Here is a 22976-nt window from a genome sequence, read left to right on the forward strand (position 1 = left end):
AAGCGAAGAAGAGTGGGGCTAGGGGTGCGGTAGGGGTTTCGGTCAAGACGCAATCGACGTACGGTCCGCGCGAGAGACCGCGGAGAATTTCCGGGAGACGCACGGACGCGTCAGGCACGACCCGTCTCCTGCCGTACTCCGGAGAGCACGGACGAGATCACGTCGGACACCCCGGCCCGGCAGTCGTCCAGATAGAAGTGGCCGCCCGGGAAGATCCGCATGTCGAACCGGCCGAGCGTGTGCCCCGACCAGGCCGCCGCGTCGTCGACGGACGCCCTGGGGTCGCTGTCCCCGACCAGCGCGGTGATGTCGCACGACAGGGGTGGCCCGGCCTCGTACCGGTATGTCTCGATGGCCCGGTAGTCGGCGCGGACCGTCGGCAGGACGAGGTTCAGCAGCTCCTCGTCCGCCAGGATGCGCGGGTCCGTGCCGCCCAGCGCGCGCATCTCCGCGACGAACGCGGCCGTGCTCGCCCGGTGCAGCTCCTCGTGCCGCACCAGGGAGGGTGCCCGTCGGCCGGAGACGAACAGATGCGCCGGGGCGGCCCCCTCCTCCCGGGCGATCCTGCGCGCCACCTCGAAGGCGAGGATCGCTCCCATGCTGTGGCCGAAGAACGCGAACGGCTCCCCCAGCCGCGGCCGGATCGCCGCATGGATCCGGTCGGCCAGCTCGGGGATGCTGCGGACGCAGGGCTCGCTGCCGCGGTCCTGGCGGCCCGGGTACTGCAGGGCCAGCACCTCGATGTCCCGAGGCAGCGACCTCGACCACGAGTAGAAGTAACTGGCGGCGCCGCCCGCGTGGGGGAAACAGAACAGACGCATACCTTCCGGCGCCTCGCGGTGGACGCGGATCCAACTGTCGTCGTCGGTATTTCCCAATGCCCTCACCTTTCCGAGCGCAGCACCCCTGGCCGATCCCTCAGTCGCGTTCGAGCCTATCCGCCCACTTAATTCGGCGAACCCCTATCAGGCCCCTATTGTTTGGGGCCTCGCGTTGCCCGGCATTGACGCGGTCCCTACGCTCGGACCGACGGCGCGGCAATGGACACCGCAGGCGGGACGGGCGAATGCTCAGCATGGATGAAATCACCGAACTGTTGACCCGGCAGTGGAATTATCCTGACCTGGCGGACGACGCCGCCCTGGCCCGGCTGTGGAGAACGGCCGCGGCCCGGGGCTGGTTCGACCCCGGCGACCTCACCGACGCCGTCGCGCTGGTCCGGGCCACCGGAGCGGCGGCCTGCCCGCTGCCCGTGATGGACGGCTTCGTCGCCGCGGGCCTGCTGACCGAAGCCCCGGAGACCGTGGCCCGCATCCGCTCCGCGGACGTGCGGATCGTGGTGGCGCCGGCGGACCCGGCGGCCGAGACAATACCGTTCGCGGAGGGCGGGACGGCTGCCTCACATGTCCTGGTCCTGCCGCCCGCGGGCGGGCGCGCGTCGGTGCGGCCCGTGGAGTTCGCCGTCCCCCAGCCCGGGCTGGCGTCGCCCGCCTGGGCCCGGCTCCATCTGGGCGGTCCGCAGGCCGTCGTCGACGTCGGTCCGGAGCAGGCCGGCCGGGCGCTCTCCCTGCTCCGGCTGGGCCTGACGGTACGGGCGATGGCGGCCGCGCGGCGGACTCATGACCGTTCCCTCGCCCATGCGAAGGTCCGTCGGCAGTTCGGCCGGCCGATCGGCGGGTTCGGCGCGGTCCAACAGCGTGCGGCGACCCGCGAGATCGAACTGCGCGCGGGCGAGCTCCTCATCGACGATGCCGTCCGCAGACACGCTGAGCACGCACCGGACCGGATCCTCGCCACGGAGCTCGCGGTGTGCCACGCGGTCGCTGTCGCACCGCGCATCCAGGTCAGCGCCCATCACAACCTCGGCGCGGGCGGGTACTTCGAAGAGCATCAGGCCCCCTGGCTGTTCCGCCGGGTGCACGCCGACATCGCGCTGCTGCCGTCCTGTCCGCCACCGCTCGGAACGGTCGCCGACATCCTCCTCGGGACCGCCGCCGGTCTGCCCGCCGTGGCGTCCACCGCGCCCGCGGCGGCGATGCGGGAACAGGTCCGCGCCTTCGGCGCCGAACACCGCACCGGCGCCCGAGCGTTCGCCAAGGGCGACGATCCCGCTCTGGTGGCGGCCATGTCCGCGCGGAAGTGGTTCGGGATGACCTGGCCCACCGCCGACGGCGGCCGCCACGCCACGCTCGCCGAGCAGCTGGCCCTCCAGGACGAGACCGCCTATCACCAGCTGCCGGTCGCCCACGCGATGGCTGCCGTCTCGGTGGTCGGCGCTCCCGTGGTCACCTACGGAACCTCCGAGCAGAAGGCGACATATCTGCCCCGGATCCAGGAAGGCACCCTGACCTTCTGCCTGGGCTACAGCGAGCCCGAGGCGGGGTCCGATCTCGCGTCTTTGACCACGACCGCGATCCGGGACGGCGACGACTGGGTGATCAACGGGACGAAGTCCTGGATCGCCAACGCGCACACGGCGCAGTACATCTGGCTCGCCGTGCGCACGGACGTGGACGCGAAGCTGCCGCTGGCCGGGATCAGCATGTTCATGGTTCCGATGGCGTCCGCGGGGATCGCAACGGAGCAGCACCAGGCCCTGTCCGGGCAGATCTGCTGCACGGTGACCTTCGACGACGTCCGGGTGAGCGACTCCGCGCGGATCGGCCCGGTCAACCGCGGCTGGCAGGTCATCACGGACACCCTGACCGGTGAACGACTGCTGCTGGCCAGCGATATCGCCGGGATGTGCCGTCGGCAGTTCGACGAACTGCTGGCAGCCGGCCGTGCCGATCCGGACCGTGTGCTCGGCCCGCCCGGATCGGCCGGGCGAGCCAGGCTGAGCGGCATGGCCGTCCAGGTCCAGGCGGTGAACGTCCTGCTCGCCGAGGCGGCCGAGAGGGCTGAGCAGGCCGAGCGGGCCGAGCGCGGTGCGGCGCACACCGCGCGCCTCGCCGCGGCCATGGCGGGCGTGCTGGCCGCCGAGGCAGTGGAGCAGCTCAGCCGCGACGCCCTGGAGATCCTCGGCCCCGCGGCGGCCCTCCACACACCGGACGCCCCGGGCGCGGGCATCTTCGAGCTGGGCCTGCGCCTGTCCGTCCTGGCCTTCCTCGGCGGCGGCACCAACGACGTCCAGCGCGGGCTGATCGCCCGAGGCCTCGGCCTGAACTGACCGCGGCACAGTGTGTCGGGGGGATCGGCCGCGCGTGAGGCGACCCGGATCCGCAGGACGCTGAAAGGGTTCGCGTATCGACCAGCGGTCACGTCGCGCGGCACACCGGCCGGGGTGGGTCAGCGGCCCGCGGCGAGGGGACTGGGCAACGGCAGGTAGCGGGCGTCCGCCCCGTCCGCGCCGGTCCAGCGCAGCAGCAGGTTCGTCTTGCCGGGCAGGGTCGGCGCGGTGAGCAGGGCGGCGGCCTCGGGGAGATCGTGGCGGGCCAGTTCACGGCGGACGGCGGGCCAGGGGTCGACGCCGGGGTGGTGTTCGGCGAGGGCCGCGGCGACCTCCCAGAGGTGGTTCACGACCAGGCAGTACACCAGCCGCTCCCAGCCGGCCGCCCGCTCCACGTCCGGCAGCAGTTTCACGCCCTCGGCGTCCCGGAACAGGGCCTGCACGGGGGTGCCGTCGGCGTCGACGGCGACCAGGGTGTTCTGCAGATGCGCCTCCAGGACGACGCCGTGGTCGGCGAAGACCTGGAGCGCCGGCGGGACGACGACGGCCAGGTAGGCCTCCCACCAGGCGGCCGGGTCCGCCGTGGCGGCCAGGGGGCTGCCGTCGAAGCCCTCCACGAGGCCCGCGGCGAGCAACGGGGTCGCGCCGGGCAGCAGGTGGTCGTCCAGACCGTCACGGACCAGGACGGCGAGCTCCTCGAAGGCGAAGGCGGCGGTGCGGTAGCCGCGGTCGCTCAGCCAGGCGGCCGGTGCGCGGACCGCCCGCCCGTCGTCGGCGCCGGCGAGCGCCGCGAAGGCGTGGACCGCCGCCGCGTCGGTGCGGCGCAGTTTCAGCAGGTCGTGGCGCCACAGCCGGCGGATGTCGTTGGTGATGCGGACGTCGAGGCTGAACTTCAGACACAGATCACGCTCGGGCGCGTACACGGTGCGTACGGCGGCCGTCGGCCAGGCTTCGAAGTCGGTCGTGCCGAGCCGCAGCAGCCGGCCGTCGGCGAAGGCGGGCGCGAGCAGCGGGCCGGCCAGGTCGAGCTGCCAGGGGTGGGCGGGCAGCAGCCGGTAGCCGGGCGGCGCCTCGCCGAGCGCGTCCAGCGCACCGGTGTCGCCCTCCTCGACGACCAGATCCTCGCGCAGGCCCAGCACAACCAGCGGGAACCGGGCGTGCGCCTCGGGGGCGTACGGCAGCCAGCCTGCGTGCGGGCCGCCGCCGCGCGCCTTGGGGGCGGGGTGGTGGGGGTGGCCGGTGATCAGTGCTTGCTCGGAACGCAGGTAGCGGGAGTCCGGCGGGGTGGCACGCGCGCGTGCGGTGAGCAGTGCGGCCACCGCGTCCCTGCTGTCGATCATCTCGGCGGGCAGCTCGTGGTTGGACAGCCCGGTGTGCCGGCGCAGTACGTCGCCGGCCAGTTTGACGAGCTCGGGGTGGCCGAGGCGGTGCCAGGCGCCCGCCGCGTACACCTCGGGGTCGGCGGGCCGCCGGGCGCCGCGCACCCGCAGCAGACGGTCACCGGGCAGCCGGTACACGAACCGGTCGTCGCCTCCCGGCGGTCCCGGCAGCGGTTGCGCGACCTCCCGCAGGAGGCAGTTGAGCAGCGGCGCGGCCGCGTAGGCGTCGGCGCGCTCGGCGACGCCGTCGGCGGGCGCCGCGGCGTCGGCGGGCGGAGGTATGAGGTCCACGCGATCCACTGGTTCCCTGGTTCCCTACGGTTCTTCTGGGCGGAGACGATCAGTATCGCTGTCGTCACGGCCCTCCGTGACGTCGTACCCGTACCACCAGCCCGTACCCCAGGAGCCCACCCGTGCACCGTCCCCCCACCGTCGAGGCCGAGATCGCCGCGGAACTGGCCGCCGTACGCCCCGCTCTCGGCCCCCGGTACTCGGCCGCGCTGCCCGGGGCGCGGGCGGCCGTGCTGACCCGGCTGTGGCGGGCCCTCGTCCACGAGCCGCTGCCCTGGATCGCGCACCGGGAGGAGTCGGGGACGCAGAGCGTGCTGCGGCTGCGTGACGGCCGCCGTCTGCACGGTCCGCGCGCCGACCCGTACGCGACCGCCTCCTACGTGACCGAGGTGCGGCTGGACGGGGTGGCGTACGAGGATCCCGCGGCGTTGACGACGGCGCTTGCGGTGCCGCACGGCGGGGCCTTCGCCGCCGAACTCGGCCACAGCGTCGCGTCGTTGGCGCTGTCGCGGGCCGCGCAGGAGCCCGACGACGCCTTGTCGAAGGACCCGCGGGAGTGGCCGGTGCACGACTGGGAGTGGGAACAGCGGGTCGTCGACGGGCACCCCTACCACCCCAACTGCCGTGCGCGGCCGGGCTTCTCGGTCGCCGAGCAGTTGGCGTACGGGCCCGAGCACCGGCCGTCGGTGCGGTTGGGTCTGCTGCCGGTGCCGGCCGGTGAGTGCCTGGTGTCGGGTGAGTGGCCGGAGCGGCTGCGGGACGGGGGCCGGCTGCTGATCCCGGTGCATCCGTGGCAGGCGGCGCACGTGCTCAAACGATCCTGCGAGGAGGAGCTCGTCGCGCATCCGCTGATGGCGCTGCGCACGCTCGCGCTGCCCGGCGGGCCGCATGTCAAGACCGCGCTGAGCACCCGGCTGACGTCCTCGGTGCGGGACATCTCCGTCGGCTCCATCGCCGCCTCCGCGGCCCTGTCCGCCTTCGCGGAGAGTCTGACGCCGCGCACAGACGGCCTGCTGCACATGACCCGCACGCTGGGCGCGGCCACCGCCGACTCCCCCGACCTGGCGGCCGTGTTGCGCGAGTCGCCGCGCGTGTACGGGGCGCCGGGCGAGCACGTCGTCCCGGTGGGGGCCCTCGCCGGAACCGAACTGTCGGGCTCCGCCGTCTGGTTGGCGCAGTTCGCGCGGCTCGCACTCACCGTCGGGCTGCGCCTGCTGGAACTGGGCGTGGCGTTGGAGGCGCACGGCCAGAACCTGCTGGTCGTGCTGTCGGCTTCGGGCGCGCCGCTGCGGCTGGTCTACCGCGACCTGGCCGACATCCGGGTCAGCCCGGCCCGGCTGGCCCGACGCGGCGTCCCGCTGCCGGCCGACCTGCCCGCCCGGATCCTCACGGACGACGTCACGGCGCTGCGACGCAAGCTGTTCGGCTCCCTGGTCGCGGGCTCGCTCGCGGCGACGGCCGGCAGCCGCCAGGCCCTGCGGACGGCCCTGGAGTCGGCCCTACGGGACCTGCCACGCACCCCGGACCTCACGGCACTGCGCGAAAGACCGCTTCCCACAAAGGCACTGACGCTGATGCGGCTGTCGCCGGGCGTACCCGGCGACCAGTGGACACTGCTGCCCAACCCGCTGTCCCCCAACCCGCCCGCGCCGAACGCGAACTGACCACGTTCCCGGCGACCGAGGTTCCCCGCGTCACCGAACCCGGCCTTCCGTCGCGCCACCGATACCGGTCCCACACGCGTCACCGAGGCCGGCTTCCGCCCGCATCACCGAAACCGCATACGGCGCATGGCGAGGCCCGGGTTCCGCCGCGATTCCCGAACCCGGTTCCCCCGCGTCGCCGAACCCCGGTTCGCCGTCGTTTTCGTGAGCGGTTGTGCCGTCGTTTTGTGGCGGGACGCCTCTGATCAATAGGATCCGCCGATGATCAGAACACAACGGCTGGCGGCGGGCGTCTGCGCCCTGCTCGCCCTGCTCGCGGCCGGGATCGCGTTCCCGGCCGGGGCGGTAGCCGACGAGACCACCGCCCTCGCGCCCAAGGTCGACCTGGTCCTCGACGTCAGCGGTTCGATGCGGACGAAGGACATGGACGGCGGGACGCGGATGGCCGCGGCCAAGCAGGCGTTCAACGAGGTGCTGGACGCGACACCGGAGAACGTTCTCCTGGGCATCCGCACCCTCGGCGCCAACTACCCGGGCGACGACCAGAAGACGGGCTGCAAGGACACCGCGCAGCTCTACCCGGTCGGCCCGCTGGACCGCACCGAGGCGAAGACGGCGGTGGCGACCCTGTCGCCGACCGGCTGGACGCCGATCGGCCCCGCACTGCTGAAGGCGGCCGACGATCTCGAGGGCGGCACCGGCTCCAAGCGCATCGTGCTGATCAGCGACGGTGAGGACACCTGCGCCCCGCTCGACCCGTGCGTGGTGGCCCGTGAGATCGCGGCCAAGGGCATCGGCCTGACCATCGACACCCTCGGCCTGGTGCCGAACGTCAAGATGCGCCAGCAGCTCAGCTGCATCGCCGAGGCGACCGGCGGCACCTACACGTCGGTGGAGCACACCGAGGAACTCACCGACCGCGTCAACCAGTTGGTGGACCGGGCCGCCGACCCCGTGGTGACGCCGGTGGCCGCCACGGGCGCGGCCTCCTGCACCAAGGCGCCCACGCTGAAGTCCGGTCTGTACACCGACCGCGAGGAGTTCGGCCAGGAGCGCTGGTACAAGGTCGACGTGGAGCCGGGCCAGGAGCTGCGCGCCTCGGTGAGCGTGTCGGCGGACCGTGCCATGAACCCCGACTACGGGGTGCTGCTGCGGGCGGTCACGGTGCACGGCCGGGAGATCGTGCGCGGCGAGGCGTCCGGCAACGGCCGTACCGACGTCATCTCGACCGGTCTGCGCTACCCGAAGGCGGAGAGCGACGAGGACGAGGCGCCCGCCGAGACGGTGTGCGTGCAGGTGACCAATTCCTACTCGGCGGCGGCCGGCGTGAAGACCACGCCGGGCATGCCGCTGGAGCTGACCGTGGACGTGGTCGACGGCCCGTCACAGGCGAGCGACGTCGCCTCCTTCGGCCTCGGCCGCGGCTGGTGGCTGCTGGGCGTCCTGGTGCTGGTCGGCTTCCTCGCGGGTGTGCTGTGGGGCTGGCTGTCACGCTGGCGGGTCGCGGTCTGGAGGACCAACTGATGTGGATCACACGCGTGTTGAACAGCGCCCTGCCCGCTCTCGGACTGGCGCTCGGGCTGACGCTCGGCCCGGCGGCGACGTCGGCCACGGCCGACGCCACCCCGTCGGCGAGCCCGTCCGGCGACAGCTCCGCGCCCACCGAAGCGGGCACGTCGTTCCGTACGGCGACGGAGATCGACCAGGGGCAGACGGCGACGGCGAGCGGCTCCTCGGGCGACTACCTGTACTGGTCGTTCCCGGCGGACTCGGGTCAACGCCCCACCGTGAAGGCGACGGTGAAACTGCCTCAGACGCACACCGCGCAGACCTGGCAGGTCGATGTGTACGACGGTCTGCGGCGCCGCCAGGCCTGCCAGTACGGAGCCCAGACGCGCACCGCCGCCGCCGGCGCGACCTCCGTCGAGCTGGCCTGCGTACTGCGCACGGTCCGCGCCTGGTCGGAGCCGTGGGCGAACGACCCGCTGCCGGGCACGTACTACGTCCGCCTGACGGCCCTGGACCTGAAGGCGGGCGACCTGGGCCTGCCGGTCGACGCCGAACTGCGGGTGGACTCCAAGGACATCGGTGGAGCCGCGGCCGTCGACGGTTCGCTGGCGAAGCCACTCGTTCCGGGCATCGCCGTGAAGTCCGAGGCGGAGAAGGACGATTCGTCGGCCACGGCCGTCCTGTCCAGCATCGAGCCGGATGACGGCTGGGCGTCCGGCTGGTGGTCCGACCGCTGGGTGTGGACCGCGATCGGCGCGATCCTGGCCGCCCTCGCCGGCATCGGCGGCTACACGCTGACGCGCGGCTCGGGACGACCGCGGAACGTGCCGCCGACCGCCTGAACATCTGCCTGACGCACCATCAGAAGGCTCATCGCAGCACGGCGGTGGGCCTTGTGTGCTTCGCCTCGCGCCGTGCGGTGGTTTCCCGCATGCGGGCTCTCAGGCCTCCCGCAGCGCCTTGGCCAGGGTGCCGTCACCGCTCACGTCGATCCGCCCGGCGCGCACCGCCTCGAGCACGGTCAACTCCCCTTGGGCGACGGCCGTGCAGGTGTCAGTGTCGAGCACGAGCCGCGCGTCGGGCTCCCCGGGCGCGGCGCCGAAGCCGTACACCGGCCCGCTCTGCGCACCGACGAACAGATGGAACTCCCCCTCCTCCAGCCGGACTTCGACAAGCCCCGCACAGTCGACTCCCGTACCGCCGACTCCCGCACCGCCGGCTCCCGCACCGCCGTGCCCCTCCCCCTGGAGCCCGCGCAGCAAGGGCAGCGCGAACCAGTGCGCACGCAGGGCGTCGGTGGGCCGCCGCCGGCCGAGTTCCCCCTCGCCCCACTTCCCCAGCGCCTGGAGTACGGGCAGCAACTCCCGCCCATGCGCGGTGAGTTCGTACACGTAGGCCGCGCCGGGCGGGGGCAGCCTGCGGCGGGTGGTCAGCCCGTCCCGCTCCATGTCCTTCAGCCGCGAGGCGAGCACGTCCGTGCTCACGCCCGGCAGATCGGCGTGCAGGTCCGTGTAGCGGCGCGGGCCGGCGAGCAGCTCCCGGACGATCAGCAGGGTCCAGCGGTCGCCGACGGTGTCGAGCGCGCGGGCGGCGGAACAGTACTGGTCGTAGCTTCGGCGAGGTGACATGGCACGCAGTCTAGACATGTCGTTGGACTTTCCAAGCTGGAACTTGGTAAAACCAAGCAACACAACGAACCGGAGGGGCGAGCGCGCATGGAGTTCCGGCAGTCGAACAAGTTGAGCGAGGTCTGTTACGAGATCCGCGGCCCGGTGATCGAGCACGCCGACGCGCTGGAGGCGGCGGGCCACAGCGTCCTGCGCCTGAACACCGGCAACCCCGCGCTCTTCGGTTTCGAGGCGCCGGAGGAGATCCTCCAGGACATGATCCGGATGCTCCCGCAGGCGCACGGCTACACGGACTCACGCGGCATCCTCTCCGCCCGCCGCGCCGTGGCCCAGCGCTACCAGGAGCGGGGCCTGGAGGTCGGCGTCGACGACGTCTTCCTCGGCAACGGCATCTCCGAGCTGATCTCGATGGCCGTGCAGGCGCTGGTCGAGGACGGCGACGAGATCCTCATCCCGGCCCCCGACTTCCCCCTCTGGACGGCGGTCACCACGCTTGCGGGCGGCAAGGCGGTCCACTACCTGTGCGACGAGCAGGCCGACTGGTACCCCGACCTGGACGACATGGCGTCGAAGGTCACGGACCGCACGAAGGCGGTTGTGATCATCAATCCGAACAACCCCACCGGCGCGGTCTACCCCAAGGAGGTCATCGAGGGCATCCTCGACCTCGCCCGTCGGCACGGCCTGATGGTCTTCGCCGACGAGATCTACGACCAGATCCTGTACGACGACGCCGTGCACCACTCGGTCGCCGCGCTCGCCCCCGACCTGGTCGTCCTGACCTTCTGCGGCCTGTCGAAGACGTACCGGGTAGCCGGCTTCCGCTCGGGATGGCTGGTGATCACCGGCCCGAAGCAGCACGCGAAGAACTACCTGGAGGGCCTGACCATGCTGGCCTCCATGCGTCTGTGCGCCAACGCGCCCGCCCAGTACGCCATCCAGGCCGCGCTCGGCGGCCGGCAGTCCATCCACGACCTGACCGCCCCGGGCGGCAGGCTGTACGAACAGCGCACCGTGGCCTGGGAGAAGCTCAACGAGATCCCCGGCGTGTCATGTGTGAAGCCGAAGGGCTCGCTGTACGCCTTCCCTCGTCTGGACCCCAAGGTGCACAAGATCCACGACGACGAGAAGTTCGTCCTGGACCTGCTGCTGAGGGAGAAGATCCAGGTGGTCCAGGGCACGGGCTTCAACTGGCCCACCCCCGACCACTTCCGCATCCTCACCCTTCCCCACGCGGACGACCTGGAGGCCGCCATCGGCCGGATCGGACGCTTCCTGAGCGGGTACCGGCAGTAAGCGGCTCGCGCGTGCCGGACTGCGCCGGCCGACGCCCTGTGACACGGTGCTGATCAGGCACGGCAGGAAGGGCACACGTGGGCGACCTGTTTCTCGTCCGGCACGGCGAGACCTCCTGGTCGCGCTCCGGACGGCACACCGGATCGACGGACGTCCCGCTCACCGAGGACGGGCGGGCTCAGGCACGGCGGCTCGTGCCGCTGATCCGCTCGCACCGGATCGGGGCGGCGTTCGTCAGCCCGCTGCGGCGGGCGCGGGAGACGGCGGAGCTGATCGGGCTGCACGACGTCCGGGTCGACGCGGACCTGCGGGAGTGGGACTACGGCGGCTACGAGGGCATCACGACGGAAGAGATCCAGCGCACCCGACCGGGCTGGTTCCTGTTCACGGACGGCGTGGCCCCCGGCCCGCCCGACCATCCCGGGGAGACGCCCGAGCAGGTCGGGGAGCGGGCCGACCGGATGCTGGCCAAGGTCGACGCGGCGCACGCCGACACCGAGGGGTGCGTGGCGCTGGTGGGGCACGGCCACTTCCTGCGGGTGCTGACCGCCCGCCGGCTCGGACTGCCCCCGTCGGCGGGCGCGCTGTTCCAACTGGCCACGGGGACGCTGTGCCGACTCGGCACGGAGCACGGGCGGCCGGTGATCGCCGGCTGGAATGTCAGACCCGGGTCGTAGCCTTCGAGGAGGCCCTGCCGAGGGGGCTCACAACTGCTGCGGTATTCATCAGTGAATATCAGCCTTTCTAGTATGTTATCTTGATCACGTGAAGCTTTCCGAGTGGGCGGCGCGCAACGGCGTCCACTACCAGACCGCGTGGACGTGGGCGAAAGAGGGCCGTATGCCGGTCCCCGTTCGCCAGACACCGTCCGGCACGTGGCTCGTCGACGAGCCTGCCGAGGAAGTGTCCGGGCGCGTGGTGGCGTACTGCCGTGTGTCTTCGGCTGACCAGGAGCCGGACCTTGACCGGCAGGTCGCGCGCGTGGTCCAAGGAGCTACCGGGCTTGGCCTGCCGGTCGCCGAGGTCGTCACCGAGATCGGGTCGGGACTCAACGGGCGGCGCCGCAAGCTGCACCGCCTGCTGTCCGACCCGCAGGCGGCTGTGATCGTGGTCGAGCATCGTGACCGGCTGGCCCGGTTCGGCGTCGAGCATCTGGAGGCCGTCCTGTCGGCGTCCGGGCGGCGCCTGGTCGTCCTCGACCCCACCGAGACCGCCGATGACCTGGTGCGGGACATCACCGAGGTGCTGACCGCGATGTGCGCCAGCTTGTACGGGCGGCGTGCGGGGAAGAACCGGGCCGCCCGCGCGGTGGCCATGGCGACCGCCGAGGACACCGAGTGAAGAAGTTCCAGGCGCAGTCCGGTTTCGTGGTGCAGGCGTTCCGGTTCGCGCTGGACCCGAACGTCGCCCAGGAGAGCGCGCTGCGCTCGCACTGCGGCGCGGCGCGTGCCGCGTACAACTGGGCGGTCGCCTGGGTCGAGGCGTCGTGGTGGCAGCGCCGCGCGGAGGAGTCCTACGGGATCGCCCAGGAGCAGCTGACGCAGTGGCGGCCGTGGTCGCTGCCCGCGCTGCGGAAGGCGTTCAACGAGGCCAAGCACAGCGACCCGAGGTTCGCCGCCTGGTGGGAGGACAACTCCAAGGAGGCGTACGCCACCGGCCTGGCGAACGCCGCCGCCGCGTTCGACAACTACGCGAAGTCCAAGCGCGGACAGCGCAAGGGCAAGAGAGTGGGTATGCCCCGCTTCAAGTCGAAGCGGAAGGCGCGCCTGTCCTGCCGGTTCACGACCGGCACGATCCGCGTCGAGTGGGATGGCCGGCATGTGACGCTGCCCGGGCTGGGCACGATCCGTGTCCACGAGCCCACGGTGAAGCTCCTCGCGCGCGTCCAGGCCGGGACGGCCCGGATCCTGTCCGCGACCGTCCGGCACGAACGCGGACGCTGGTTCGTCTCTTTCCAGGCCGAGGTCAAGCGCGACCTCGAACGCGTGGCGCGGCCGGACGCGGCGGTCGGCATCGACCTGGGGGTGAAAACCCTCGCGGTCATGGCCGACAGCACCGGCGAGAGACGCACCGTGCCCAATCCCGGGCACTACGACCGGGCGCGCAAGCAGCTGCGCCGCGCGTCCCGGATCGTGTCCCGCCGCCAGGGCCCCGACCGGCGCACCGGGCAGAAGCCGTCGAAGCGGTGGGAGAAGGCGAACGCCGCCCGCAACCGCGTCCACCACCGGGTGGCGACCCTCCGCGAAGACGCCCTGCACAAACTCACCACCGCCGTGGCCGCCGAGTACGGCACGATCGTGGTCGAGGACCTCAACGTCGCCGGAATGCTCCGCAACCCGCGCCTGGCCCGACGGATCGCCGACGCCGGATTCGGCGAGATCCGCCGCCAGCTCACCTACAAGACCGGCCAGCGCCACGCCACCCTCCTCGTGGTCGCGGACCGCTGGTACCCCTCCTCCAAGACCTGTTCCGGGTGCGGCGCGGTGAAAGCCAAGCTGCCGCTGCACATCCGGACCTACGAATGCGACGCCTGCGGTCTGGTCATCGACCGGGACGACAACGCCGCGCTCAACCTCGCCGCCCTTGCGGCAGCCGTAGTGACTGGTACCGGAGTGGCCGGAGCCCAGGACACCACCGAGGTGGTGCCGAAGCCTCGTGGAGCCGACCAGAAGACCCGCGCCACCCGCACCCGCCGAAAGGCGGAGGCGGGGCGGGCAGGTGGCGCGACCCTGCCGCACCAGCGGCAGACGGAAACGAGAGACCGTCCTCAAGCCGAGCCCCTGACGCTCTGGTGATGTGACGGACCTTCCGAGCCGAAACGCCCGGAATGCTGAAAGTCCTTGAGGCTGAAAGCAACGGCAGCACTCGAAGGGAGCACGCCCGTGACCCGAGCACCGACCGCCGCGCAACGGCGTGTGATCGACGCCGCCGAACCGGTCACCGGGCGGTTGCGGGGTACGCAGGCGCAGCTCGCGGCCCTGGTGAGGCACGGGCTCGCGTTCCGGCACCCGCGGCCGCCGCACGATCACTTTCTGACCCCGGCGGGGCACCGGATACGGGAAGCCGTACCCGAGCCGGCTGCCGAGCGGCGTGATGCGGACGCCCCCGGCAGCGGCGGTGCTGGTGATGCCGGGGGCGCCACGGGGGTGTTCGCGGCGCGCGTCGGGGGCGAGGAAGGCGTCGGGGAAGCCGGGCCCGCCCGGACCCGTGAGGTGCACAGTGCCTGGCAGGGGCTGCTGGAGCTGCGCCGGATGACCAACCAGGGCGGCGGCATGGACCGGCCCTGCGGCTGGGAGCGCACGCATCTCGTGCGGGCCGCCGCGCTCGCCCTGGAGGCGGCCGGCCACCGCCCCGCCGGTCCGGCGGGCACGGACGGCTACCGGGTGTGGGCGACCCCGCAGCCGGAGGCGGTGGCCGTGCACGGGCCGGACGAGGCGGCGCTGCGCGCCTGTGCGGCCACACTGGAGAAGGCGGGCTGGCAGGTCGGCGAGCACACCGATCCCCGGACGAGAGCGCGCTATCTGCTGGCTTCCCCACGCCGGATGTGAGGGACATGCCAAGATCGATGCTCATCGAATGCTCGTCGACGAGAAGGGGAAGCAGTGAGCGAGCCGTTTTCCGTCCGCATCACCGTCCGCGGTTACGAGACGGACGTGCAGGGTCATGTGAACCAGAGCGTGTACATCAACTACGCGGAACACGCCCGCTGGTCCCTGCTGCAAGCCGCGGGCATCAGCCAGGCCGATCTGCTGGGGAGGGGCGTGGGCCCGGTCGGCCTGGAGACGACCATCCGGTACAAGCATGAACTCCTCGCCGGGGAGGAGATCGACGTCACCTGCGCCTTCGAGTGGGGCAGCGGGAAGACGTTCCGGATCGAGCAGACCATCCGAAAGGCCGACGGCACGGTCGCCGCCGAACTCACGTCGGTCGGCGGTCTGCTGGACCTGGAGAAGCGCCGGATGATCGCGCACCCGCACGACTGCTTCAAGGAACTGGCCAAGGACCCGGGCCTGTTCGAGCTTTAGGGCCGACGCCGTCGAGCCGGGTGATCACACCGACTCACGCTCCGCCGAGTCCCGGCTCCCTCACCGCGCCCCGAACGCCTCCCGGTGGTCGAGCGCCCACTCCCGGTACGTCCGTGCCTGGCGCCCCAGGAGCTGCGGCACGTCCTCGGTGACGACGGCGTTGCCGCCCCGGCGGACGTACGCGGAACTCACCGCGACGCCGTCGGCGACGGCCTCGTCCTGCCACCAGTTCAGGACGTACGCGCGGACCTCGTCCACGGCGAGGTCGCGGGTCGGCACCGGACGCCCCAGGAGATCGGCGAGGACTGCGGCCTGGCCGGGCACGCTGATCGTCTCGGGCCCGGTCAGCGTGTACGTCCGGCCCGCCCGGCGCTCGTCGAGGAGGGCGACGGCGGCGGCCTCGGCGACGTCGCGCGGATCGACGACCCCTTGGGCTCCGTCACCGCTCATGTTCGGCACCGGTTCACCGGCCCGGAGGGCCTGCGCCCAGCTCAACGTGTTCGAGGCGAACGAGGAGGGCCGTAGGACGACCCACTGGGCGCCGCTCTCCCGGACCGCCCGCTCACCCTCGACATGCCACTCACCGGTGGGCCCCACCTCGGGATCGCCGGTGCCGATCGCCGACAGCTTGACCAGCCGGCCCACGCCGACCGTCTTCGCCGCCGCCACCAGGGCCGCGTCGTGCTGCACGGACGGACCGGGCAGGCCCACCAGGAAGGCAGCCGTCACCCCGGACATCGCGGCCTCCAGGGAGGCGGGTTCGCCGTAGTCCCCGCGCACCACCTCGACGCCCGCCGGCATCCGGGCGTTCGCGGGATCGCGGGTGAGGGCACGCACCTTCTCACCGCGCGCCGCGAGGTGTCGTACGAGTTCGCTGCCGATGGTGCCCGTGGCACCGGTCACTAGGATCATGACCACCACGGTGGCGGCCGACGCCCTCCCCGCTCTAGGAAATACCGGCACGCTTCGACAGCCCGCCCGCCGCGTCCGCGCGCATACGGTGGAGGGGTGACGAACGCCCTTGCCGCGCAGCCCCTGCCCGTCCCGTCCGCACTGCGTCCCTGGATCGCCGGCATCGGTGACGTCGTCGTCGACCGCGCTCCGCGGGACGCCTTCACGCACGTACCGGACGCGGCGACCAAGGTCGTCGTCCGCGTCGCTGAGAACGGCCGACCCGACACGCTGGTCGTCGGTCCGCGTACGCGGGCCACCTATCACGTGGATCCTGACCGACCTCTGGTGTCGTGCGTGCAACTGCGGCTGGCGCCGGGGGCGGTGGGCCCGTTGCTCGGGGTGCGGGCGGTGGACCTCGTGGGTCGGGCGGTGCCGGCCGGTGACCTGCCGTCCCCGGCGGCCGGCCGTCTGGCCCGCGAACTGACCGGTGCGGAACCGGAAGAGATCACCGCCCGCCTGGCCGACCTGCTGCCGCAGCCCACGGAAGGCACGCGCGAACGCCTGTTACGGGCCGCCGTCGACGCCCTGTCGACCCGCCCGGACCGCACCCCCGCCGCCGTGCGCGAGGTGGCCCGTGAACTCGCCGTCAGCGAGCGCCAGTTGCGCAACCTGTTCGCCGACGGCGTCGGGGTCTCCCCCAAGCACTACGCCCGTATCGACCGCGTACGCCACGTCCTCACGCACGCGGCCTCCGCCCCGTGGGCCGAACTCGCCGCCACCACCGGCTACTACGACCAGTCGCACATGACGGCCGACTTCCGCACCCTGATGGGCGTCCCGCCGCGGGCGTTCTTCAGCGGCCGACTGCCCCGGGCAACGCCCTGCCAGGCGTCCTGACACGCGCGGACCCGCGATGATCCGCTCCCATGACCGCACGGCCCGGGGACCGGTTCCGGGGCGCGCGCGTTCACGCGCGCGCCCCGGTCACGGCCGGCCATGAACCCTGGTGGGGTTCATGGCTCCGGTCGAGGGCCGTCCCCCTCGACCGGAGTTCTCGGGTCGCTCAGCCCTGCGCGGCGATACGCGCCAGGCGCTGTGCCTCCTCGCGGGTGGAGCGGGCGATCGCGTCCTCGTCTGCGTGCAACAGACGTCCGTTCTCGACGATCTGACGGCCGTTCACGAAGGAGGCGGTGACCGGGGCCGCCGCTCCGAAGACCAGCGCGGTCACCGGGTCGGCGATGGAGGCGTGGGCGAGGGTGTCCAGCCGCCACAGCACCAGGTCGGCGAGCTTGCCCGGCTCCAGGGAGCCGATCTCCCGTGCCCGGCCGAGGACTTGAGCCCCGCCGAACGTCCCGAGGCGCAGTGCCTGACGGGCATTCAGGGCAGCTTCCCGGTGGGCGCCGAGGCGGTTGATGAGGAGGGCGTTGCGCAGTTCGGTGTGGAGTTCGCCGGACTCGTTGGACGCCGTGCCGTCGACGCCGAGACCGACCGGGACGCCGGCCGCCAGCATGTCGGGGACGCGGGCGATGCCGGCCGCCAGCCGGGCGTTGGACGACGGACAGTGGGCGACCCCCGTCTTCGTCCGGGCGAAGGCGTCGATGTCGGAGTCGTTCATGTGGACGCAGTGCGCCATCCACACGTCCTCCCCGAGCCAGCCGGTGGACTCGAAGTAGTCGGTCGGGCCCATGCCGAACAGCTCGTGGCAGAACTTCTCCTCCTCGACCGTCTCCGAGCCGTGCGTGTGCAGGCGCACACCGAGGCGGCGCGCCAACTCCGCTCCCTGGCTCAGTAGTTCGGTGGACACGGAGAAGGGCGAGCAGGGGGCGACGGCGATCTGGGTCATCGCGTCGAAGGAGGCGTCGTGGTGCTGCCCGACGGTCTCCTCGGTCGCGGCGAGCGCCCCTTCGAGGGTCTCGACGGCGAAGTCCGGGGGCAGGCCGCCGTCCTTCTCGCTGCGGTCCATGGAGCCGCGGGCGAGGGTGAAGCGGACGCCCATGTCGCGGGCCGCGCCGATGATCGCGCCGGACAGGTCGCCGGAGCCCTTCGGGAACACGTAGTGGTGGTCCATGGCGGTGGTCACGCCGCCGCGGGCCATCATGGCGAGGGAGCCCTGGGCCGCCGCGCGGACCATCTGCTCGTCGATGCGCGCCCAGACGGGGTAGAGGGCGACGAGCCAGTCGAAGAGGTTGTGGTCGGTGGCCAGGCCGCGGGTGATCCACTGGTAGAAGTGGTGGTGGGTGTTGACCAGACCGGGCGTGATCAGGTGTCCGGTGGCGTCGATCCGGCGCACGACGTCGTCCAGTTCCGCCGGAGCAGTGCCCGCGCCGAGCGACTCGACGCGGTTGCCGGCGATGACGACGTATCCGGTGGCGTACTCGGTGTCCTGCGCGTCCACGGTCGCGATCGCCGCGTTCTCGATGACGATGCGCTGGGTCATGGTGGGTCCTTCGCTTTCGTGTCCGCTTGGTGTCCGCATCGTGTCCGCGTCAGAGGTTGGTGAGGTCCACCGGGATGCGCGCCTCGCAGCCGTCCCGCAGGACGGTGGCCTCGATCAGGCCGTACGGGCGGTCGGCGGCCAAGTACACGGCCCCGTCGGGGGTGGCGTTCTTCAGGCCGAACGGTTCCAGGTCCACCAGGAAGTGGTGCTTGTTGGGGAGCGAGAAGCGGACCTCGTCGATCTCGCCGCGGCGGTCGATGATCCGTGAGCCCATCTGGTACAGGGTCTGCTGCAGCGACAGCGAGTACGTCTCGGCGAACGCCTGGAGCAGGTGCTGCTTCGTCTGCTCGTAGGACTCCTCCCAGTCGGGCATCGGCTGCTCGTCGTCGGACCAGTTGAAGCGCCAGCGGGCGGAGACCTGCGTGGCCAGGATGCGGTCGTGGGCCTCGGGGAGCGTCGTGTACTTGTCCTTGACGTAACCCCAGAACTCGGAGTCGGTGGAGTTCATGACCACCAGGTCCGCAAGGCCCGAGACGACCTCCCATGACGTACCGTCAAAAGTGATCTGGGCGAGGCGGGTTTCCTGTCCCTGGCGGACGAACGAGTGCTTGCTCCGCGGGGTGTCGATCCGCTCCCAGGCGTACTCCTCGATCCGGATCCGGGCCGTGTGTATCGGCTCCTGACTCGTCACGAAGTGCCGGGCGAGGTGGATGCCGAACTGCTCGGCGGACTCGATGCCGTGCTCCTTGGCGAACGCGTACACCGTGTTCTTGGTGGTGTCGGTCGGCAGGACGTTGGCGTTGGAGCCGGAGTAGTGGACCTCGTCCATGTCGCCGCTCAGCGACACCGACACGTTGAGATCCTTGATGTGATGGGTGGCGCCGTCCCGCGTGATCTTGACGACTCGGTTCTCGGCCTTGCCGTACTGGTTCTGTCCCAGGATGGGCATGTAGCTAGCTCCCTCGGTATACGGAGTAGCCGAACGGGTTGAGCAGCAGCGGTACGTGGTAGTGCTCGCCGGGCACGACGGCGAACGTGATCGCCACCTCCGGGAAGAACACTTGGGCGGCACCGCTGTCCCGATTCGCGGGGGCGTCCTGCTGCGCATCGGCTTGCTGGTTCACATCATTCTCGAAGTACGCCTCGACCGCGAAGTCGAGGCGTGCGTGGGTGGTCCCCTCCGGCAGCGCCGGGAGGTCCTTGCACCGGCCGTCCGCGTCGGTCGCGGAGCCGCCGAGCGCCTGCCAGGCCGCGGCACGGCCCGTGCGGGCCGCGAGACGGACGGCGACGCCGGCGGCGGGACGGCCGACGGAGGTGTCCAGGATGTGGGTGGACACCGAGGCGGAGGTGCTGGTGCTCATGGCGGTTCTCAGTCCTCTTCGACGAGCCGGGCGAGCCGGATACGGTTGATCTTGCCCAGTTCGGTGCGGACGATCTCCCGCTCCTGCTCGGGCGTGTTGCCGAGCCGTTCCCTGACCGCGTCCCGCATCTGCTCTCCGGTGCGACCGATGGCGCAGATCAGGAAGACCTGGCCGAACTTCTCCTGGTAGGCCAGGTTCAGTTCGAGCATCTGCGCCTTCAGCTCCTCGGAGGCGCCGGCCATGCCGCGCTGTTCACGGGCCGAGGTCGGGTCGCCGGGCTTGGGGCGGCCGATCGGGGGGTGCCCGGCCATCGCCTCTGCGAGGTCCGCCGCGGTCAGGTCGGCCATGGCGGCGTCGCTGGCGGCGTACAGGTCGTCGGCGGTGGCGTAGGGGCGGGCCGCGAGCAGTCGGTCCGCCCACGCCGTGGCGGCGCACGCCTCGTGGAGGGCGGCGCGGGCCGCGGACTCCCCGAGGTCGTTGAACCGGGCCAGGCCCCAGGGCGTGGAAGTCGAAGTCACGGGAGCCTCCGTGGCCGCGAGACGGCCTTCGTGCTTGAGCGGGCTGCGTTCAGCTAACGCCTCTCCGGAACACCGCGTCAACACTTTGTTGAAAATTCCGGGTAACGAAACCCGGCCCCAGGCTCCCCGCCCAGGCCTCCCCCAGCCCCCAGGCCTCACTCGGGCCTCGCTCAGGCCTCCTTCTCCCGGTTGAGGTAGTTGTAGACCGTGAAGCGGCTCACCCCGAGCGCGCTCGCCACGGTCTCCACGCCGTGCCGTACGGAGAATGCGCCGCGCACCTCGAGTATCCGTACGACCTCCTGCTTGGCCTTGCGGTCGAGGTCGGCGAGGGGCTTGCCCTTCTTGCGCTCCATCGCGGCCAGGATGTGATCGAGGGAATCGGCGAGCTGCGGCAGCCGTACGGCGACGGTCTCGACGCCCGCCCAGGTCAGAACGACGTCGTCGGCGCCGGCCTCGTCGGGCGGGAGCATCTCGGCGCCCATCGCGTCGACCAGCGGCTTCACCGCCGCGATGAAGGCCTCGTCACCCCTCGCGTTCACTCGCCCTCCCCGAGGACGTTGACCTGGAGGGAGATGCGGGTGGCGCCCGCGCCCAGGGACTTGCGCAGCAGGGCGTCCACGGCGGCGAGCACCGTGTCGGCGGCGCCTTCGACGGTGTTGCCGAACGGTCCGACGTCCACCGCGTCCAGGTCGGCCGCCTCGATCACCTCGCGGGCGACCAGCGCGTGCGCGGGCGCCTCGTCGAGGTCGAAGGGCTCGGTGGTGAACTCCACTTTCAGTCGCATCGCGCCCCACATCTCTTTGAACCGGACCGGACCGTCGACGCCCGGACCCCGACCTTAACGGACCCGGCGGACGGCCACCCGGGACTCGCGATTCCCTCCCGTCCCGGCTCCGCGCCCCCTTGACAAGCCACGAGACCGGGCGACAGTCTTCCAATAGGCAGAAATTTACTTCCGCATTACGGAATTACTCGACACGGAAGGGAGCGCGGAACCCCATGGGCTTCGAAGACCAGCGCTTCAACGTCAACCTGTCGATCCTCTTCACCGAACTCCCGCTCCTGGAGCGTCCCGCGGCAGCCGCCGCGGCCGGCTTCACCGCGGTCGAGCTGTGGTGGCCCTGGATCGCCTCCCCCACCCCCGAGCGGTCCGAGCTCGACGCCCTGAAGAGCGCGATCGACGACGCGGGCATCCGGCTCACGGGCCTCAACTTCTACGCCGGCCGGCTCCCGGGCCCCGACCGCGGCGCCCTGTCACTGCCCGGCGAGGAGTCGGAGCGGTTCCGCGCCAACATCGACGTGGTCGCCGACTTCGCACAGTCCCTCGGCTGCACCGCGCTGAACGCCCTGTACGGCAACCGCGTCGACGGCGTCGACCCGGCCGAGCAGGACGCGCTCGCGCTGGAGAACCTGACCCTCGCGGCCCGGGCCGCGCACCGGATCGGCGCGATCCTGCTGATCGAGGCGCTGAACCGACTCGAGTCGCCACGGTATCCGCTGGTGAGCGCACCGGCCGCGGCCGGGATCGTCGACAAGGTCAACGAGGCGACGGGGCTCGGCAACGCGAAGTTCCTGATGGACCTCTACCACCTGTCGATGAACGGCGAGGACCTGCCGTCGGTGATCGAGCGGTACACGCCGATCACCGGCCATGTGCAGATCGCCGACAACCCGGGCCGCGGCGCGCCCGGCACGGGGACGCTGCCGCTGGAGGAGCTCCTCGATCAGCTGAAGAAGTCCGGATACGACGGCTGGGTCGGCCTGGAGTACAAGCCGGGCGACCGCCCGAGCGCCGAGGCCTTCGACTGGCTGCCCCGCCGGCCCCCGTACCGAGAGGCACCCCGATGAGCAACGCACTCCCCAAGGTGGCCTGGATCGGCCTCGGCATCATGGGCTCCCCCATGTCCGAGAACCTGATCAAGGCGGGTTACGACGTCACCGGCTTCACCCTGGAGCAGGACAAGCTGGACCGGCTCACCGCCGCCGGCGGCACCGCGGCGGCGTCCATCGCCGAGGCCGTCCGCGACGCCGACGTCGTGATCACCATGGTTCCGGCCTCCCCGCAGGTCGAGGCCGTCGCCTACGGCCCGGACGGCATCCTGGCCCACGCGCGGTCCGGCGCGCTCCTGATCGACATGTCCTCGATCACCCCGCCGACCTCGGTCGACCTCGCGCGAGCGGCGAAGGGCAAGGGCATCCGGGTCCTCGACGCCCCCGTGTCCGGCGGTGAGGCCGGCGCCGTCGAGGCCGTGCTGTCCATCATGGCCGGCGGTGAGCAGGCCGACTTCGACGAGGCGAAGCCCCTTTTCGAGGCCCTCGGCAAGACCGTCGTGCTGTGCGGCCCGCACGGCTCGGGCCAGACCGTGAAGGCCGCCAACCAGCTGATCGTCGCCGTGAACATCCAGGCCTGCGCCGAGGCGGTGGTCTTCCTGGAGAAGTCGGGCGTGGACCTGAAGGCGGCCCTGGACGTCCTGAACGGCGGACTCGCCGGCTCGACGGTGCTGACGCGCAAGAAGGACAACTTCCTCGCCCGCGACTTCGAGCCGGGCTTCCGGATCGACCTGCACCACAAGGACATGGGCATCGTCACGGACGCCGCCCGCAGCGTAGGCGCGGCCCTGCCCGTCGGCGCGGTGGTCGCCCAGCTGGTGGCGAGCCTGCGAGCGCAGGGCGACGGCGAGCTGGACCACTCGGCACTGCTGCGGGCCGTGGAGCGGCTCTCGGGCGCCCTGGTCTGAGTCCGCCGCGAAGACTTCCGGGCCGCGGCGCCGCCGACATCTGTCCTGTCGCGCCCAGGCGACGCCG

Annotated in this window: 23 protein-coding genes; 13 read left to right on the forward strand and 10 right to left on the reverse strand. The window is 71.8% G+C overall.

The window, feature by feature from the left end:
- Positions 1-110: 110 nt before the first annotated feature.
- Positions 111-878, reverse strand: coding sequence for a thioesterase II family protein (locus tag ACZ5SK_RS18290; RefSeq protein WP_334576013.1), 768 nt, complete (start codon positions 876-878; stop codon positions 111-113).
- 197 nt (positions 879-1075) lie between these two features.
- Here ACZ5SK_RS18290 and ACZ5SK_RS18295 point away from each other — a divergent pair, with 197 nt between their 5' ends.
- A complete protein-coding gene (locus tag ACZ5SK_RS18295; protein ID WP_334576015.1) occupies positions 1076-3169 on the forward strand; it encodes an acyl-CoA dehydrogenase in 2094 nt (697 codons plus the stop codon).
- Positions 3170-3288: 119 nt separating this feature from the next.
- Here the strand turns inward: ACZ5SK_RS18295 and ACZ5SK_RS18300 are convergent, their stop codons facing one another.
- A complete protein-coding gene (locus tag ACZ5SK_RS18300; protein ID WP_468576286.1) occupies positions 3289-4848 on the reverse strand; it encodes an IucA/IucC family protein in 1560 nt (519 codons plus the stop codon).
- Between the two features lie 113 nt (positions 4849-4961).
- Here ACZ5SK_RS18300 and ACZ5SK_RS18305 point away from each other — a divergent pair, with 113 nt between their 5' ends.
- The 3 genes from ACZ5SK_RS18305 (at position 4962) to ACZ5SK_RS18315 (ending at position 8854) form a co-directional block, all read left to right on the forward strand.
- The gene (locus ACZ5SK_RS18305) at positions 4962-6503 is read left to right on the forward strand and encodes an IucA/IucC family protein (protein ID WP_334576019.1); all 1542 of its coding nucleotides are present in this window, start codon (positions 4962-4964) and stop codon (positions 6501-6503) included.
- A 261-nt stretch (positions 6504-6764) separates the two neighbouring features.
- Entirely contained in the window at positions 6765-8027 is a 1263-nt protein-coding gene (locus tag ACZ5SK_RS18310; RefSeq protein ID WP_079658740.1) for a VWA domain-containing protein, read from the forward strand.
- Positions 8027-8854 (forward strand): hypothetical protein, encoded by an 828-nt coding sequence (locus tag ACZ5SK_RS18315; RefSeq protein ID WP_361707364.1) that lies wholly within the window; start codon positions 8027-8029, stop codon positions 8852-8854. The genes ACZ5SK_RS18310 and ACZ5SK_RS18315 overlap by 1 nt, the downstream gene beginning before the upstream one ends.
- A gap of 99 nt (positions 8855-8953) precedes the next feature.
- On the opposite strand, the gene ACZ5SK_RS18320 is transcribed toward ACZ5SK_RS18315, so the two are convergent.
- Positions 8954-9640, reverse strand: a complete 687-nt coding sequence (locus ACZ5SK_RS18320; protein ID WP_361707361.1) for a helix-turn-helix domain-containing protein — start codon at positions 9638-9640, stop codon at positions 8954-8956.
- 87 nt (positions 9641-9727) lie between these two features.
- Here ACZ5SK_RS18320 and ACZ5SK_RS18325 point away from each other — a divergent pair, with 87 nt between their 5' ends.
- The 6 genes from ACZ5SK_RS18325 to ACZ5SK_RS18350 all read left to right on the forward strand — a co-directional run bounded on the left by ACZ5SK_RS18325 (position 9728) and on the right by ACZ5SK_RS18350 (position 14961).
- Positions 9728-10936, forward strand: a complete 1209-nt coding sequence (locus ACZ5SK_RS18325) for a pyridoxal phosphate-dependent aminotransferase (RefSeq protein ID WP_334576025.1) — start codon at positions 9728-9730, stop codon at positions 10934-10936.
- A 77-nt stretch (positions 10937-11013) separates the two neighbouring features.
- Positions 11014-11613: a histidine phosphatase family protein gene (locus ACZ5SK_RS18330; RefSeq protein WP_334576026.1), complete on the forward strand. Its 600-nt coding sequence runs from the start codon at positions 11014-11016 to the stop codon at positions 11611-11613.
- Positions 11614-11701: 88 nt separating this feature from the next.
- Entirely contained in the window at positions 11702-12277 is a 576-nt protein-coding gene (locus ACZ5SK_RS18335; RefSeq protein ID WP_361707357.1) for an IS607 family transposase, read from the forward strand.
- Entirely contained in the window at positions 12274-13731 is a 1458-nt protein-coding gene (gene tnpB / locus ACZ5SK_RS18340) for an IS607 family element RNA-guided endonuclease TnpB (RefSeq protein ID WP_361707354.1), read from the forward strand. Before ACZ5SK_RS18335 ends, tnpB begins: the two co-directional genes overlap by 4 nt.
- A gap of 87 nt (positions 13732-13818) precedes the next feature.
- Positions 13819-14484, forward strand: a complete 666-nt coding sequence (locus tag ACZ5SK_RS18345) for a hypothetical protein (RefSeq protein WP_468576289.1) — start codon at positions 13819-13821, stop codon at positions 14482-14484.
- 54 nt (positions 14485-14538) lie between these two features.
- The gene (locus tag ACZ5SK_RS18350; protein ID WP_334576032.1) at positions 14539-14961 is read left to right on the forward strand and encodes an acyl-CoA thioesterase; all 423 of its coding nucleotides are present in this window, start codon (positions 14539-14541) and stop codon (positions 14959-14961) included.
- A 60-nt stretch (positions 14962-15021) separates the two neighbouring features.
- On the opposite strand, the gene ACZ5SK_RS18355 is transcribed toward ACZ5SK_RS18350, so the two are convergent.
- Entirely contained in the window at positions 15022-15873 is an 852-nt protein-coding gene (locus ACZ5SK_RS18355; protein WP_443041206.1) for an NAD(P)H-binding protein, read from the reverse strand.
- A 96-nt stretch (positions 15874-15969) separates the two neighbouring features.
- On the opposite strand from ACZ5SK_RS18355, the gene ACZ5SK_RS18360 reads away from it, so the two are divergent.
- On the forward strand, positions 15970-16752 hold the full coding sequence (locus ACZ5SK_RS18360; RefSeq protein WP_361707348.1) for a helix-turn-helix domain-containing protein: 783 nt from the start codon (positions 15970-15972) through the stop codon (positions 16750-16752).
- A gap of 166 nt (positions 16753-16918) precedes the next feature.
- On the opposite strand, the gene ACZ5SK_RS18365 is transcribed toward ACZ5SK_RS18360, so the two are convergent.
- From ACZ5SK_RS18365 to ACZ5SK_RS18390, 6 genes are all read right to left on the reverse strand, one after another.
- Entirely contained in the window at positions 16919-18292 is a 1374-nt protein-coding gene (locus tag ACZ5SK_RS18365) for an 8-oxoguanine deaminase (RefSeq protein ID WP_361707345.1), read from the reverse strand.
- A 49-nt stretch (positions 18293-18341) separates the two neighbouring features.
- Positions 18342-19241, reverse strand: coding sequence for a factor-independent urate hydroxylase (gene pucL / locus ACZ5SK_RS18370; protein WP_334576037.1), 900 nt, complete (start codon positions 19239-19241; stop codon positions 18342-18344).
- 4 nt (positions 19242-19245) lie between these two features.
- Positions 19246-19653, reverse strand: a complete 408-nt coding sequence (uraH, locus tag ACZ5SK_RS18375; RefSeq protein ID WP_334576038.1) for a hydroxyisourate hydrolase — start codon at positions 19651-19653, stop codon at positions 19246-19248.
- An 8-nt stretch (positions 19654-19661) separates the two neighbouring features.
- Positions 19662-20171, reverse strand: a complete 510-nt coding sequence (uraD, locus tag ACZ5SK_RS18380) for a 2-oxo-4-hydroxy-4-carboxy-5-ureidoimidazoline decarboxylase (protein ID WP_361707343.1) — start codon at positions 20169-20171, stop codon at positions 19662-19664.
- A gap of 170 nt (positions 20172-20341) precedes the next feature.
- On the reverse strand, positions 20342-20710 hold the full coding sequence (locus tag ACZ5SK_RS18385; protein ID WP_334576041.1) for a helix-turn-helix domain-containing protein: 369 nt from the start codon (positions 20708-20710) through the stop codon (positions 20342-20344).
- Positions 20707-20955: a thiamine-binding protein gene (locus tag ACZ5SK_RS18390; protein ID WP_334576042.1), complete on the reverse strand. Its 249-nt coding sequence runs from the start codon at positions 20953-20955 to the stop codon at positions 20707-20709. Before ACZ5SK_RS18390 ends, ACZ5SK_RS18385 begins: the two co-directional genes overlap by 4 nt.
- A 215-nt stretch (positions 20956-21170) precedes the next feature.
- Here ACZ5SK_RS18390 and ACZ5SK_RS18395 point away from each other — a divergent pair, with 215 nt between their 5' ends.
- Both ACZ5SK_RS18395 and ACZ5SK_RS18400 read left to right on the forward strand, forming a co-directional pair.
- Positions 21171-22019: a TIM barrel protein gene (locus ACZ5SK_RS18395; protein ID WP_468576291.1), complete on the forward strand. Its 849-nt coding sequence runs from the start codon at positions 21171-21173 to the stop codon at positions 22017-22019.
- The gene (locus ACZ5SK_RS18400) at positions 22016-22909 is read left to right on the forward strand and encodes a 2-hydroxy-3-oxopropionate reductase (protein WP_334576045.1); all 894 of its coding nucleotides are present in this window, start codon (positions 22016-22018) and stop codon (positions 22907-22909) included. Before ACZ5SK_RS18395 ends, ACZ5SK_RS18400 begins: the two co-directional genes overlap by 4 nt.
- The last annotated feature ends 67 nt before the right edge of the window (positions 22910-22976 follow it).

This window comes from Streptomyces sp. NPDC031474 (assembly GCF_055581185.1).